The sequence below is a fragment of the Enterobacter cloacae complex sp. HYC003_NIDB genome, assembly GCF_056673375.1.
Genome location: NZ_CP114220.1, coordinates 1,302,925 through 1,317,594, shown reverse-complemented (window position 1 = coordinate 1,317,594; position 14,670 = coordinate 1,302,925). Strand labels below are relative to the sequence as shown.

The window sequence follows — 14,670 nt, the reverse complement described above, 5'->3', positions numbered from 1 at the left end:
ACTTCCTGACTAAACGCCTCACTCAGGAAAAATAAATGAGCCACCTTATTTATTTAACGCTTGAGGGCAATATTCAGGGAAAGATTTCTGCTGGCTGTGGTTCTCAGGCTTCAGTCGGCAACCGCTATCAGCTGGGACATGAAGATGAAATCTTTGTTTTCAGCCTGATGCAGGAAGCGGGCGGTACCGGTGACCGGATTTACCATCGCGGACTACAATTCTGTAAGCTCCTGGATAAAAGCTCTCCGTTAATCAGTAATGCTATTAATAATAATGAACGTCTTAAGCTTACCTTTGATATTTACCGCACTAATCGATACGGTCAAATGGAGAAGTACTATCTTATCGAATTACGTGGTGCATCAATACGGTCCATTCAGCTGCATTCAAAAATGAATGATATGGACTATGAATATATCTCGGTGGATTATGATTATATTCTGAGTCGCCATCTTATTGCCGGTACCGAATTTGATTATCTGCTGACGCCTGATAATTACAGCCGTCTTTTTCCGGTGGTGCAGAAGACTATCCTCCCCGAAGAGCAGCCTGAACGGAGAGTGACGTTGGTGCTGGGGATATTCTTTGATGGCACCGGTAATAACGCGGTAAACACCCGGAACATGCTTGAGGCCCTTACGGCGCAGCACTTTGATATTAACAGCCCGGATGCGGCAACCATTCTCGCCAGAAATGCATCGGAGAAGATGGGAATTAGTGGGATCGGGGCGGGGAGCTATCTGGGGTATTACACGAATATTCATCGTCTGAATGAGTTGTATGAACGTAACTTCCCGCCAGACGGTAATTATATTCAAGGTGGTGTTTATGTTGAGGGCATTGGCACCCGGGCGGGCGAACCTGATAATCCGATAGGGCTTGGATTAGGTACAGCAGAGACTGGTATTGTAGCCAAAACTGACGATGCGGTAGCGCAGCTGGCGACAGCCATAGATTCAGCACTTGGTTTACTGAAAGGGAAGTTTGTTGTCGATACCCTGCTGTTTGATATCTTCGGCTTCAGCCGCGGCGCTGCGGCGGCTCGCCACTTCGCCAACCGTGTCCAGGCGGAAGACCAGTCCATTATCAGCGCCATTTCAACGGGCATGGTTAAAATTAGCTTCCGCGGTGCTCCGGCAGGCAGAAACCGTTTTCTCGGCATTATGGACACCGTAGCGGCCGTCGGCACGGTAATGAATGGTCTCAATCCGCACAGCGCCAATACCGGCAATGTCAACACTCGCCTGCGTCCCGGCGTGGCGGAAAAAGTATTTCACATCACCGCCCAACACGAATGCCGCTATAACTTCGCCCTCAACAGCATTGCTCCCGCCTGGCCGGAACTCATACTTCCCGGCGCCCATTCTGATATCGGCGGCGGCTATCTGCCCCAGTTGCGGGAAGACCTCTTCCTTACCCGTCCGCTGGTGGAAACCCTGCCTAACAACCAGCCCGGCACACAGTCGCACGTTTACCGGCAGACGATGGCGCAGCTAGGCGTGCTGGAGCATTCACCCGCCATCATGCCCGTCATTCGAACCAATGCCATCACCCCGGACGTCTGGGAAGATGATTTCGCCCTGCCTGACCGCTACAGCCAGCCGCAGAAGCGCGCGTTTGCCGCTCTGACGCTACGCCACCGGACGGTCCTTTTTGACTGGTCAAAGGTGGCGCTGCGGGTCATGGTCGATGCGGCAGTGGAGGCAGGAGCGTTATTTACTGACGTAGACAGCATTAAAATTCACGCCTTACCTGATGAGCTAAAGCCGTTGTCTGACCTCGCCCGAGAAATGGGAAAAGCGGCCCGTCAGCAAAGAAGCGTAACCGGCTTTACACCTGATGAGGTGGACATAATTGCCCGGAAATATATCCACTGCTCAGCCCACTGGAACGCCGTGGAGCTTAAACAGTCCGGTGAATTACAGGGTGGCGCCTCAGCCTCCGAAACCATCGGCTTTGTCAACCGGCCGGATGAAAACTGGATCAGAACGATTTACGACATGGATGGAAACAAACGATGAAAAAACGCAACGTGCTGGCGCTTGCCCTGCTGCTTACAGCTGCAGGCTGCAGCCCACAAAAATCTCACCCTCTACAGTCAAAACAAGCCGCCAGCGGTGACTGGACGCTGCCTTATGATGAATGGACTTTTACCTTCATCACGCCAAGAAAATTACCATCTATGGTAAATCACGCCAGAGTCATCGACACAGATGGTTATCTGTATACGTTCAATACCCTCGATCCGACTTCATGGGACCCTGCCTCTGTTGATAAATGGCCTGAAAATGCGCACGGTTTTTACGCGAACTTCAATAAAGTTAAAAACCCCCCGCAGTACATTGTCTTCTGCTGGGAATCCTATATTGACCAGCAAACCTACGAAACCAGCGCCGTCTTCGGTCCGGACACCTGGCTGCGAATGAAAACACCGGCAGATCATATCAGTCCCACGGGCAGAACTGTCTGGTACAACAGAATGGTATTTGGCCTCTCCCCCGGAGGAAAAGTCAAGATCTGGTTTTCAGATGTCGCCGGACGCCCCAGCCTGCCCGTCAAACCGCTGAAACTGACGACCCGCTCCGGCAAGGACCTTACCCTGTGCAAAGGCTACGTCGTTCCCGGCGGTACGTTTAACGTCATCCAGTCAACGCAGGATTTCATCAAAGGCAAAACCTACCCCTACGGTAACTGGGATTAACAAGAAGCGACAGACTCGTGGTTATGGGGGATCAGACCGTACGTCGCTAAAACGGCCGCAACCCCCTACCCACCGGCACCGCGCTCATCCACATTGTCACCGCAGCCACCAGCAGAATCACCCCGCCCGCCAGTGCCAGCGTCGTCCAGCCAACCTGTCGCCACAATACCGGCGTTTTATTGCCGCTGAGTTTTACCGCCAGCTGACGAAAGCTGTGCACCAGCAGGGCTAACGAAGAGATCGTCAGAGACGTTCCCGCCGCCATCGCCAGCGCCGAGAGCATGCCCCAGCCAAATACGCCTGTCACTTTGCTGAACAACAGCACCATGATTGCGCCCGAGCATGGACGCATCCCCATTGAGAGAACAATCATCAGGCGCGCACGCCAGTCCTCACTGTTCTGTAATTGTTCCTGCGTCGGCAGATGCTGATGCCCGCACCCGCAGTTTTCATGGTGAACGTGATGCGGTGTAAAGGATTTGAATTTTGGTTTTCGCAGCAACGCGCGCAATTTTTTCAGCGCCCGCCAGCAGAGGATCAGCCCCAGCACGCCTACCAGCGCGTAACTCCCCTTCTCCAGCCAGAAGCTGCTCATATGCAGCTGGCGGGCCGGCAGCTGTAGCAGCGAAAGGACGACCACGACCAGCGCAATCGCCACACCGCCCTGAAGTAAAGAAGAAGCCAGCGTCAGGCCGATACTCGATTTCAGCTTCGACGGATGCGTGGCAAGCCAGGTCGTGATGACGATTTTGCCGTGCCCCGGTCCCAGGGCATGCAGCACGCCATAGATAAAGCTGAACGCCAGAAGAGCGCCGCCCGCTTTGGTCGGATTTTCCGCCACGGCTTTCAGCAGACCGCTCATCTGCTGATTAACTTCCCGCTGCCAGAGGATGCTTTTCATCATCACCTGCGGCCATGCCTGCCACAGCCAGAGCGCGCCGCCAACCGCTAACAACAAAAAAAGCGCCAGAGGCCAGAGGTGCAGCCAGCGACGCGGCTTACTGACGGGAGAGGAGATCACTGACATTGTAACGTCACCTCCTGCGCAAACTGTTTACCTAACTCCATGTCTTCAGGGGGCGCATCGTCTTTATCAAGAGAAACGGCAAAGTTCAGCATCTCTTCGCTGGGTTTCGGGGTGTGCACGGCAATTTTGCAGCTTTTTTGCAGCGCGTCCGGCAGCCGTACGTCGCTGTCATTGTCATAGCGCATATCGACATAGTAGGTTGGGTCAAACGTGGAAAACCTGTACTTCTGCCCGGCCAGCGGTTGAGGGTGCGCCAGCGGAAGGATAAAGGTCAGCACCGCCTGATGTCCGTCGCGGGTCATACCGTACACCGTGGGACGGTTGAGAAATTTCACCTTTTGTCCGTTGTGCCAGAACTCGGTGAAGTAGTGCTGACCCAGCACGTTGGCCATCACTTCCGCCGCCAGCTTTTTCCAGATCTCATCGCCGGGCTTTGCGTTTCCGGCATCGTACAGCAGGTCGGCGGAGGTGATTTCATCCATCGTCCAGCGCATTTTCAGGCCGCTGAGCTGCGTGCCGTCCGTCACCAGTTCGGTTTTCAGGCTGATAAAACTGTGAGGATGTGCGCCGGCGGCACAAGTGAAAACCGCCAAAAATAACGCTACCGCGCTTTGTTTAACTATTTGCATCTGTTCCTCACGTCAAAAATTCTGTGATGTTCGCCAGCAATCCTGAGTGAAAGGCCTGCCGGTGCGCTTTTCAGCGCCCATCCTTTAGCTATTCTTATCAAACATTCACACTGGATACCCGACAGATGATGACGACGCTTGAAATTCCATCTGTGCTTTCCAGTTCGCAGCGCCGCTGCCAGGTGCTTTTGATGCTTTACCTGCCCGATGCTGCCATCACCGCACAGAGCATAATCGCTGCCAACGGCGTGGACGACGTCATGGCACGGCAAGATATAGCCGAGACGCGCGATGAAATCCAGCGCTATCATCGGCTTGATATCGTCACGCACCATGATGGCTGCTACCGAATTGAGGGTTCCGCCCTGAATCAACGTTTGTGCCTGCTGCACTGGCTGCGCAGGGCGCTTCGGCTCTGTCCACATTTTGTCGCCCAACAGTTTACCCCTGCCTTAAAAACCGCGCTTAAACAGCACGGCATTGCCCGCCCGCTTTATGACGATGCGAACCTTCGGGCGCTTATCAACTTTTGTGCGCGCAAGCTTCAGCGCCAGTTTGAGTCCCGCGACGTACAGTTTTTACAGCTTTATCTGCAATATTGTCTGATTCAGCATCATCTGGGCAATACGCCAGAGTTTTCGCCCGTTCAGCGCAGCTGGACGCAGTCCCGAGGGGAATACTTTACGGCGCAGGAAATTGTCCGCCACTGGAAACGGCGCGTCCCGCAGGGAACGCACAGCGATGAACAGCTGTTCCTGGCACTGCTGTTTATGATGCTTCGCACACCCGACCCGGTGATGGATAAACACCAGCAGGATCAGCGCCTGCGTCGCGCCATCGTGCGTATGATTGCCCGTTTCCGGGCGCAAACCGGGATGAACTTCAGCGATGAGCAAGGGCTGACCGATCAGCTTTATATTCATCTGGCTCAGGCGCTGGACCGCTCCTTATTTGACATCGGCATCGACAACAGTCTGCCGGAAGAGATCCACCGTTTATACCCCCGGCTGCTGCGCACCACTAAAGAGGCGCTGTTTGAGCTGGAAGCCGAATTTGGTCTGCGATTCTCCGGTGAAGAGATGGCGCTGGTGGCGGTGATTTTTGGTGCCTGGCTGATGCAGGAGACCGACCTGCATGAAAAACAGGTGGTCCTGTTAACGGGGGAAGATAAAGCCTGCGAAGCGTTAATTGAGCAGCAGCTTCGCGAGCTGACGCTGCTGCCGCTCAATATTCGTTATCTTAGCCTGGAGGCGTTTAAGAAGGAGGGCGCCCCCCGCGAGGCAGCGCTGGTCATTACGCCTTATCCAACCGCCCTGCCGCTGTTCTCGCCGCCGCTCATTCATGCCGTTGAGACCCTGAACACGCAGCAGCAGGAACATATTCGCGTTATGCTCGAATCGTAGTTACGTGCGAGCAGCGACTTTAGGGCGGATGACGATGGCAGGTAAAGCGACCAGCGCCATCACCCAGAACACACCGTGCCCCAGGTGCTGATAGAGGAAACCGGCAAATACGGTCATCACCGCAATACTGCCGCCCATCGCCACCGCTGAATAGACCGCCTGAAGACGAATAACGTCCCCACCCTCTCGCGCCGCGATGTAGCGCATCGCCGCCAGATGGCACACGGTGAAGGTTCCGCAGTGCAGAATTTGCGCCACAATCAGCCACGGCAGCTCCGTCGTCCAGCCCATGATGCCCCAGCGCACCACGCCGCACACGGCGGAAAGCAGCAGCAGGTCACGCGCCCCGAAACGACGGAAAAGTTTTTGGCTCAGCGCGAAGATAATGACCTCCGCCACCACGCCGAGCGACCACAGGTAGCCTACCGCAGAAGCCGAGTAGCCCGCCCCCTGCCAGTAGATGGCGCTGAAGCCGTAATAGGCCGCATGTGCCCCCTGGAGCAGACAGACGCAGGCCAGGAAACGCCAGCTTTGCGCCACCAGCGAGCGCCAGGCGGGCCAGCCGGCGCTCTCCTGATGGCGGCTTTCGCCCTGCGGCATTACCGACGGACGCAGCAACATACCGAGCAGCATCGAGGCGATGCCGAGCGTTAACAGCGCCAGAATGGCACGATAGTCATAGAGGCTGACCAGTTTCCCGACCAGCGCAGAGCCGATCACGAAGGCAATCGATCCCCACAGGCGCACGCGGCCATAGTCCATGATGATCTGCTTTTGCCAGGTGTTCGCCAGGGCATCCGTCAGCGGCACCAGCGGGGAGAAGAACAGATTAAAGCCAACCATTACCACCATCAGCCAGGCAAACTGATGGCTGACCCAGAAGCAGGCCGCAAAGACCAGCGTCAGCAGGGCCAGAATTCGCACCGCTTTAATCAGTAAGGAGGGATCGCTGACGCGGGGCGCAATCAGCAGGCTACCCAGGAAACGTGCCACCAGCCCCGCGCCCAGCAGGATGCCAATGGTCTCAGGCGTCAGACCAATTCCCTTGAGCCAGACGCTCCAGAAAGGCAAAAAAATACCGTAACTAAAGAAATAGGTGAAATAGCTGAGCGCCAGCCAGCGCGTGGAATGCAAGACCATGAATCCCTCCCGAAATGGAGGCGATAGTCTGGCGTTAATCCCTGACTTTAGCAAGTCGTTAGCGCGCTATAAATTAACGATAAATTAACATCATCACCAGCCGGACAGCGTATGGCGAGAGCGGTAAAACTGTATTACGTTTATAAGACATCGCCTGAAGAGGTCGTTTGCCATGAACAGCTTACGTTATTTCGATTTCGGCTCCTCTCGTTCTTTCCTGCTTTTAATTGCCCGCATTGCTATTGTGGTCCTGTTTATTATTTTCGGTTATCCCAAGCTGACGGGGTTTAGCGGCACCGTTCAGTATATGACGTCGCTCGGCGCCCCCATGCCCATGCTGGCCGCCATTGTTGCGGTGGTGATGGAAGTCCCCGCCGCGATTCTGATTGTACTGGGCTTTTTCACCCGCCCCCTCGCGGTGATCTTTGTCTTCTATACGCTGGGAACAGCGGTGATTGGTCACCACTACTGGGATATGACGGGCGATGCGGTTCTGCCAAATATGATTAACTTCTACAAAAATGTAAGTATCGCTGGCGCCTTTATTTTGCTGGCGATTACCGGGCCGGGGGCCATCTCCCTTGACCGACGTTAGCCCATAAAAAAAGGCCGCATGAGCGGCCTTTTTCAGTTTTGCGACGCAGAGAATTATGCGTAAACCGGGAAGCGTGCGCAGATGTCCAGCACTTTACCTTTAACGCGCTCGATAACCGCGTCGTCATTGATGTTGTCCAGAACGTCACACATCCAGCCCGCCAGCTCTTTCACTTCCGCTTCTTTAAAGCCACGGCGAGTTACGGCCGGAGAACCGATACGGATACCGGAGGTCACGAACGGGCTCTTCGGATCGTTTGGCACGCTGTTTTTGTTCACGGTGATGTTGGCGCGGCCGAGGGCAGCGTCAGCTTCTTTACCGGTCAGGTTCTTATCAACCAGGTCCAGCAGGAACAGGTGGTTTTCAGTCCCGCCAGACACCACTTTGTAGCCACGGTTCAGGAACACTTCCACCATCGCTTTGGCGTTTTTAGCAACCTGCTGCTGGTAAACCTTGAACTCTGGCTCCATCGCTTCTTTCAGCGCGACGGCTTTCGCGGCGATAACGTGCATCAGCGGGCCGCCCTGGGCGCTTGGGAACACGGCGGAGTTCAGTTTTTTATACAGCTCTTCGTCACCGCCTTTCGCCAGGATCAGGCCACCGCGTGGACCTGCCAGGGTTTTGTGGGTGGTGGTGGTCACAACGTGCGCATGTGGAACCGGGTTCGGGTAAACGCCTGCCGCAATCAGACCGGCAACGTGCGCCATGTCGACGAACAGGTACGCGCCGATGCTGTCAGCGATTTCACGCATTTTTGCCCAGTCAACGATGCCGGAGTAAGCAGAGAAGCCACCGATGATCATCTTCGGCTTGTGCTCTTTGGCCTGCTTCGCCATGTCTTCGTAGTCAATTTTACCGGACTCATCAATACCGTAAGGGATGATATTGTACAGTTTGCCAGAGAAGTTAACCGGGGAGCCGTGAGTCAGGTGGCCGCCCTGCGCCAGGTTCATACCCAGAACGGTATCGCCCGGCTGCAACAGCGCGGTGTAAACAGCGAAGTTAGCCTGAGAGCCAGAGTGCGGCTGGACGTTCGCGTAGTCAGCGCCAAAGAGTTCTTTCGCACGGTCAATCGCCAGCTGCTCAACGATATCAACGTATTCGCAACCGCCGTAGTAGCGCTTGCCCGGATAACCTTCAGCATATTTGTTGGTCAGCTGAGAACCCTGCGCCTGCATCACGCGCGGGCTGGTGTAGTTTTCGGAGGCGATCAGTTCGATGTGCTCTTCCTGACGTACTTTTTCCTGCTCCATAGCCTGCCACAGTTCGGCATCATAATCGGCAATGTTCATTTCACGCTTTAACATCCGCATCTCCTGACTCAGCTAACAAGTAAATTTTTGGCCTGAAAAGGCAGTCCTGTTGGACGACGGGCAACAGTATAACTGAATAGTTCTGCGATAACAGGTCTTGACAAACGATTTTACGCAAACGTTTACCTCCACGCCACGCAAGGGTTTGAGCAATAAAGCTCTCGCCATTTTCAACGGATTTCTTTTCAGCTTTGTGATGCATATTTTTCACGATGCAAAGAACCATTTACATTGCAGGGGTATTTTTATAAGATGCATATAAAATACATCATTAAAGTAACATCAGAAGGAAGCTGCTATGCTCGACGCCCAAACCATCGCTACCGTGAAAGCCACAATCCCCCTGCTGGTTGAAACGGGTCCTAAACTGACCGCCCATTTCTACGATCGCATGTTCGCGCATAACCCGGAGCTCAAAGAGATTTTCAACATGAGCAACCAGCGTAACGGCGATCAGCGCGAAGCGCTGTTTAACGCTATTGCCGCCTATGCCAGCAACATCGAAAACCTGCCGGCTCTGCTGCCTGCGGTGGAAAAAATCGCCCAGAAGCACACCAGCTTCCAGATCAAACCTGAGCAGTACAACATCGTCGGCAGTCACCTGCTGGCAACCCTGGACGAAATGTTCAGCCCGGGCCAGGAAGTACTGGATGCCTGGGGTAAGGCCTATGGCGTACTGGCAAACGTATTCATCAACCGTGAAGCGCAGATCTACAGCGAAAACGCCAGCAAGAATGGCGGCTGGGAAGGCACGCGCGCCTTCCGCATCGTTGAGAAAACCCCGCGCAGCGCACTGATCACCAGCTTTGAGTTTGAGCCAGTGGACGGTCAGCCGGTTGCCGATTACCAGCCGGGCCAGTATCTGGGCGTCTGGCTGAAGCCTGAAGGCTTCCCGCACCAGGAGATTCGCCAGTACTCCCTGACCCGCAAGCCAGACGGCAAAGGCTATCGCATTGCGGTTAAACGTGAGGAAGGCGGTCAGGTATCCAACTGGCTGCATAACGAAGCCAGCGTGGGCGACGTGGTCCATCTGGCGGCACCGGCGGGCGATTTCTTTATGGCCGTTGAAACGAATACCCCGGTGACGCTGATCTCCGCAGGCGTAGGTCAGACGCCAATGCTGGCGATGCTGGATACGCTGGCGAAAGCAAACCACAGCGCGCAGGTTAACTGGTTCCACGCGGCGGAGAACGGTGATGTGCACGCCTTTGCGGATGAAGTCAAAGCGCTCGGAGCGACCCTGCCGCGTTTCACCGCGCATACCTGGTATCGCCTGCCGACGGAGGCAGACCGCGCAGCGGCTCGTTTCGACAGCGAAGGCCTGATGAATTTAGGGCAGCATGAAGGGGCGTTCAGCGCACCGGGGATGCAGTTCTACGTTTGTGGGCCAGTAGCGTTTATGCAGTATGCCGCGAAGCAGCTGGTAGACCTGGGCGTGAATAAAGACAACATTCATTACGAATGTTTCGGCCCGCATAAAGTGCTGTAATCGCCCGGCGGCGCTGCGCTTGCACGGGCCTACGAAGGGTTTTTTAGGCCGGGTACGCGCAGCGCCACCCGGCAAGAATGTTAAATCGCCGCGTCGTCTTCTTCGCCGGTACGGATACGGATCACGCGCGCCACGTCAAAGACGAAGATTTTCCCGTCGCCAATTTTACCGGTCTGCGCCGTGCGGATGATGGTATCCACACAGGTATCGACGATATCATCGCTCACCACAATCTCGATTTTCACTTTCGGCAGAAAGTCCACCATGTACTCTGCGCCACGGTATAGCTCGGTGTGGCCCTTCTGACGACCAAAACCTTTCACTTCAGTTACGGTCATCCCGGTGATGCCTACTTCTGCCAGCGCTTCACGTACATCATCCAGTTTGAAAGGTTTAATAATCGCATCAATCTTTTTCATGGTGGGTCCTTAAACTCTTGCCAGTAAGCAGCCTCGTAATCGGTTGCTCACAGTATCATATTCAGGCGAATTTTGCGGTATTACTCTTTAAAATCGTTCGCTTCCAGCTCGTGGCGTGAGAGCAATTTATAAAACTCGGTACGGTTACGCCCGGCCATGCGCGCCGCGTGGGTCACGTTGCCTTTGGTGATTTGCAGCAGCTTACGCAGATAGTTCAGCTCGAACTGGTTTCGCGCTTCCGCAAACGTCGGTAAGGCCGTGTTTTCCCCCTCGAGCGCCTGCTCCACCAGCGCATCGCTGATCACCGGCGATGACGTCAGCGCCACGCACTGCTCAATCACGTTCACCAGCTGGCGTACGTTGCCCGGCCAGCTTGCGGTCATCAGGCGTTTCATCGCATCGGTGGAGAACGCGCGCACGAATGGTTTGTGGCGGTCAGCGGCCTGGCGCAAAAGGTGATTTGCCAGCAGCGGGATATCTTCCGCACGCTCGGCCAGCGCCGGGATTTTCAGGTTGACGACATTCAGTCGATAGTAAAGATCTTCACGGAACTCGTTGCGCGCCATCACCTTGGGTAAATCGCGATGGGTAGCGGAAATAATACGCACGTTGATATCGATATCGCGGTTGCTGCCAAGCGGACGCACTTTTCGCTCCTGCAACACGCGCAGCAGTTTGACCTGCAACGGCGCGGGCATATCGCCAATTTCATCAAGAAACAGCGTGCCCCCCTCAGCCGCCTGGAACAGCCCTTCACGGCTGCTCACCGCGCCGGTAAAGGCGCCGCGGGCATGGCCGAAGAGCTCAGACTCAAGCAGCTGTTCCGGCAGCGCGCCACAGTTGATGGCAATAAAGGCATTTTTACTGCGCGGGCTGGCGTTGTGGATCGCCTGGGCCAGGATCTCTTTCCCGGTCCCGCTCTGGCCGTTGATCAGCACGCTAACGTCGGATTGCGCCACCATCCGCGCCTGTTCCAGCAGGCGCAGCATCACAGGGCTACGCGTCACGATGGATTCACGCCAGGCGTCGTCGCCGGATGGCGCCGCATGCTCAAGGGCGCTGTCGATTGCTTTATAGAGAGCGTCTTTATCCACTGGTTTGGTGAGGAAGCTGAATACCCCCTGCTGCGTTGCGGCCACCGCATCAGGAATAGATCCGTGAGCGGTGAGGATAATCACCGGCATCCCGGGCTGCTGCTTCTGGATCTCCGTGAACAGTTGCAGGCCATCCATTTCATCCATGCGCAAATCGCTGATCACCAGATCGATTTTCTCGCGGCTGAGCACTTTCAGCCCCTCCTGCCCGCTTTCAGCGGTGACCACGCTGTAGCCTTCGCTGACCAGACGCATTCCCAGCAGCTTTAACAGCCCGGGATCGTCATCCACCAGTAACAGATGGGCAGGTTTACGGCTTGTCATGGCTTCACATCCTCTTGTTTCGGCGTCTCACTGTCTGGCGTCGTGGCAGAGTTGCCTTTCGACCCATCGGGCAGATAGCTGCCTGCCGGCTTACGCGTCGAGAGCTGTCTTTCGATATCGGTCAGATTTTCGAGCTTGCGGGTGGTGGTTTCCAGCTGCTCGCGCAGCGACTCCTGCTGCTGGCGAAGCGCATCAAGCTCGCTGTCGCTCGACTGCTGCAATTTGCTGTAGCGGAAACGCTCTTCAGACAGTTGTAATTGCAGGGTTTGTCCATCCCGCCAGAGCTGATAGACCGGGCGCACCTGCGGGGGAATATTGATCACGTAAGTATCCAGCCGCGTCACGTTGGCGCGGCGTTCGACAGGCGTGATTCTGGCATCCGCCATCACGATCCCACGTTTAAACGCGTCCTGCCAGGTATCGTCCACCAGCATCGCCGCCTGGGCACGGGCCTCGGCGGGCGCCAGCCGCTGGGCGCAGTCTATTCCGCGCAGCCAGAACAGCGGATTGGATTCAACATCACGCCCCGACAGGTTCCAGATATCATCGCAACGTGTTGAAAGGAAATCGGCCAGCTGTTTTTGCGGCCATTTATCTTCCTGTTTGTGGCTAATTGCACTTTTCGGCGCATGGGTTACACAGCCGGCCAGCAGTAAGCAGGGCAGGCTCAGGCGCACATTTTTGCTGGAAAACACCGCGCGCAGTGCGCGGTAAAAGACGTGTGACATACTCACCAGGTTGTTATTCATTTCATTGATTTTTCCGGCTCAAGAGGCAGTTCGATACGAAAACAGACATCGGCGCGTTCATCACTCACGATGTTAAGCTCACCCTGCATGCGTCGTATGCAGTCGCGGGCAATACTCAGCCCCAGACCACTTCCTTTTACCGCACCTTTTCGCTGATGACTCCCCTGGAAGAAGGGCTCAAAGATCATCGTTTTTTCATCATCCGGAATCGGGCTTCCCGTATTCGCTACGTCAATAAATACCCGCGAACCGTTGTTATTGCTTCTGATATAAATGGTACCGGATTCAGTACCATAGTGCACCGCATTGGAATAAAGATTATCCAGTACGCTCATCAACAGCATCGGCTCTGCCAGGCAGGAAGGCGCATTGAGATCCACCTGGGTATGCATCATTTTAGCTCTTGCTGGCAGGCTATGGGCGGAGATCACCATGTCCACCAACGGTTCAATCTCAACGCTTTCAAGCACCACAGCACCATCCGCCAGCTTGCGGTTATAGTCCAGCAGTTGTTCAATAAGTTTTTGTAAATTGCGGCTACTGGCATCCAGAATCGCCACGATCTCTTTTTGCTCAGGGGTTAACGGCCCCGCTACTTCGTCTGCCAGCAGCTCCGTGCCTTCACGCATACTGGCCAGCGGTGTTTTGAGTTCGTGTGAGATATGGCGCAGGAACTGATGACGCTGCGATTCCAGCCACGCCAGGCGTTCAGAAAGCCAGATGATACGCTGACCGACCGAGCGCAGCTCGCGCGGGCCTTTAAAAACAACCGTATCCCCGAGAGATTTGCCCTCCCCCAGGCGGTTAATCATCCGCTGGATCCCCTTTACGGGGCCGATAATCATGCGGGTAAAGAGCAGTACCAGCCCAAGGCTGACGAGGAACAGCACCAGCGCCTGCCAGCCGAAGAACTGGCCGCGCTCGGCAATCTCCTGCTGGAGTTGCTGGCCACGGGAAAAGATAACCGTACGGGTGGACTGCACCATCTCCGTATTGGCGTTCGCGAAGGCTTCAAGTCGGGCGGCGGCGGCGGCATCAGGACCGCTGTTTTTGCACTGGAGCTGCGCCAGATCGTTCAGATCCTGACGCAGCGCCTGATAGAGTTTGTCATCCGGCAAGACCCCGGCATGGGCATCCAGCATTTCGCTGTAGCGTTTACGCTGGTTCTGATAGACCCTCTCCAGCGTGCGGTCGTCCAGCACGCAGTACTGGCGATAGCTACGCTCCATCTCCAGCGCGGCGTTGGTCATTGCCTCGCTACGGCGGGCATCAATAAGCGTGGTGCGGTTAGTCAGGGCCGCCTGGGCACTTAACGCATTCAGGCTTTGCCATGCCTGCCACGCCAGAACCAGCAAAGGTAGCAGGATCAGCAGGAAGGCCATCATAACGAGCTGTCGCAGGGAGCGAGGGAAAGCGGGCCAGCGTTTCAACACATTACTCTCATCATCCGGGTTTGAGGAGAGCGTAACTGAGTCTGCCCTTCAGATACAACAAAGCCGGGTAAAAACCCGGCTTTGTCATGGAATAAGGCGGTGCCTAACTCGACGTTTCGCCCTGGCCTGATAAAGCATTGCAATAATCAGTAGTTGGACGGCAGGCACCTTTTTGTGCGTCATTCGAAGTTTATGTAGCACGTCCCGAAGGGGCTGACATAAGAAGGTGAATGAGCCACTGCTTACTATTATGCAACGTGCGTGCCAGATTGCAAAAATTGATACTATCCTTATGATTAATAATAGTTTTATTATTAAAATGCATTGATTGTCAGGTGAATGATTTCCAGGCTA

The 14,670-nt window shown here is 55.1% G+C and carries 13 protein-coding genes; 5 read left to right on the top strand and 8 right to left on the bottom strand.

Features of this window, described 5'->3' with window-relative positions; translation table 11 throughout:
* Positions 1–35: 35 nt before the first annotated feature.
* Together tssD and O1722_RS06295 are read left to right on the top strand one after the other, a co-directional pair.
* Positions 36–2,021: a type VI secretion system tube protein TssD gene (gene tssD, locus O1722_RS06300; RefSeq protein ID WP_058686519.1), complete on the top strand. Its 1,986-nt coding sequence runs from the start codon at positions 36–38 to the stop codon at positions 2,019–2,021.
* Positions 2,018–2,701, top strand: a complete 684-nt coding sequence (locus O1722_RS06295; protein WP_033487459.1) for a DUF2931 family protein — start codon at positions 2,018–2,020, stop codon at positions 2,699–2,701. Before tssD ends, O1722_RS06295 begins: the two co-directional genes overlap by 4 nt.
* Before the next feature lie 46 nt (positions 2,702–2,747).
* Here the strand turns inward: O1722_RS06295 and O1722_RS06290 are convergent, their stop codons facing one another.
* Together O1722_RS06290 and O1722_RS06285 are read right to left on the bottom strand one after the other, a co-directional pair.
* A complete protein-coding gene (locus O1722_RS06290) occupies positions 2,748–3,728 on the bottom strand; it encodes a nickel/cobalt transporter (RefSeq protein WP_017692914.1) in 981 nt (326 codons plus the stop codon).
* Positions 3,719–4,357 carry a DUF1007 family protein gene (locus O1722_RS06285; protein ID WP_033487460.1) on the bottom strand — a complete coding sequence of 213 codons (639 nt, stop codon included), beginning with the start codon at positions 4,355–4,357 and terminating at the stop codon, positions 3,719–3,721. The genes O1722_RS06290 and O1722_RS06285 overlap by 10 nt, the downstream gene beginning before the upstream one ends.
* A 125-nt stretch (positions 4,358–4,482) precedes the next feature.
* Between O1722_RS06285 and csiE the strand changes: the two genes are divergently transcribed.
* Positions 4,483–5,760, top strand: coding sequence for a stationary phase inducible protein CsiE (csiE, locus tag O1722_RS06280; RefSeq protein ID WP_023295156.1), 1,278 nt, complete (start codon positions 4,483–4,485; stop codon positions 5,758–5,760).
* Here csiE and O1722_RS06275 read toward each other — a convergent pair whose 3' ends face one another.
* Positions 5,761–6,900: a 3-phenylpropionate MFS transporter gene (locus tag O1722_RS06275; RefSeq protein ID WP_032671869.1), complete on the bottom strand. Its 1,140-nt coding sequence runs from the start codon at positions 6,898–6,900 to the stop codon at positions 5,761–5,763.
* Between the two features lie 172 nt (positions 6,901–7,072).
* Here O1722_RS06275 and O1722_RS06270 point away from each other — a divergent pair, with 172 nt between their 5' ends.
* A complete protein-coding gene (locus tag O1722_RS06270; protein ID WP_032671870.1) occupies positions 7,073–7,495 on the top strand; it encodes a DoxX family protein in 423 nt (140 codons plus the stop codon).
* Between the two features lie 53 nt (positions 7,496–7,548).
* Here the strand turns inward: O1722_RS06270 and glyA are convergent, their stop codons facing one another.
* Positions 7,549–8,802, bottom strand: coding sequence for a serine hydroxymethyltransferase (glyA, locus tag O1722_RS06265; RefSeq protein WP_003860678.1), 1,254 nt, complete (start codon positions 8,800–8,802; stop codon positions 7,549–7,551).
* A gap of 304 nt (positions 8,803–9,106) precedes the next feature.
* Between glyA and hmpA the strand changes: the two genes are divergently transcribed.
* Positions 9,107–10,297: an NO-inducible flavohemoprotein gene (gene hmpA, locus O1722_RS06260; RefSeq protein WP_017383546.1), complete on the top strand. Its 1,191-nt coding sequence runs from the start codon at positions 9,107–9,109 to the stop codon at positions 10,295–10,297.
* A gap of 80 nt (positions 10,298–10,377) precedes the next feature.
* Here hmpA and glnB read toward each other — a convergent pair whose 3' ends face one another.
* The 4 genes from glnB to qseE form a co-directional block, all read right to left on the bottom strand.
* On the bottom strand, positions 10,378–10,716 hold the full coding sequence (gene glnB, locus O1722_RS06255) for a nitrogen regulatory protein P-II (RefSeq protein WP_003860685.1): 339 nt from the start codon (positions 10,714–10,716) through the stop codon (positions 10,378–10,380).
* 80 nt (positions 10,717–10,796) lie between these two features.
* Positions 10,797–12,134: a two-component system response regulator GlrR gene (gene glrR / locus O1722_RS06250; RefSeq protein ID WP_015572150.1), complete on the bottom strand. Its 1,338-nt coding sequence runs from the start codon at positions 12,132–12,134 to the stop codon at positions 10,797–10,799.
* Entirely contained in the window at positions 12,131–12,883 is a 753-nt protein-coding gene (gene qseG / locus O1722_RS06245) for a two-component system QseEF-associated lipoprotein QseG (RefSeq protein WP_015572149.1), read from the bottom strand. The genes glrR and qseG overlap by 4 nt, the downstream gene beginning before the upstream one ends.
* Complete coding sequence (qseE, locus tag O1722_RS06240; RefSeq protein ID WP_003860691.1) at positions 12,880–14,313, bottom strand: two component system sensor histidine kinase QseE/GlrK; 1,434 nt, start codon at positions 14,311–14,313, stop codon at positions 12,880–12,882. The genes qseG and qseE overlap by 4 nt, the downstream gene beginning before the upstream one ends.
* Between the last annotated feature and the right edge of the window lie 357 nt (positions 14,314–14,670).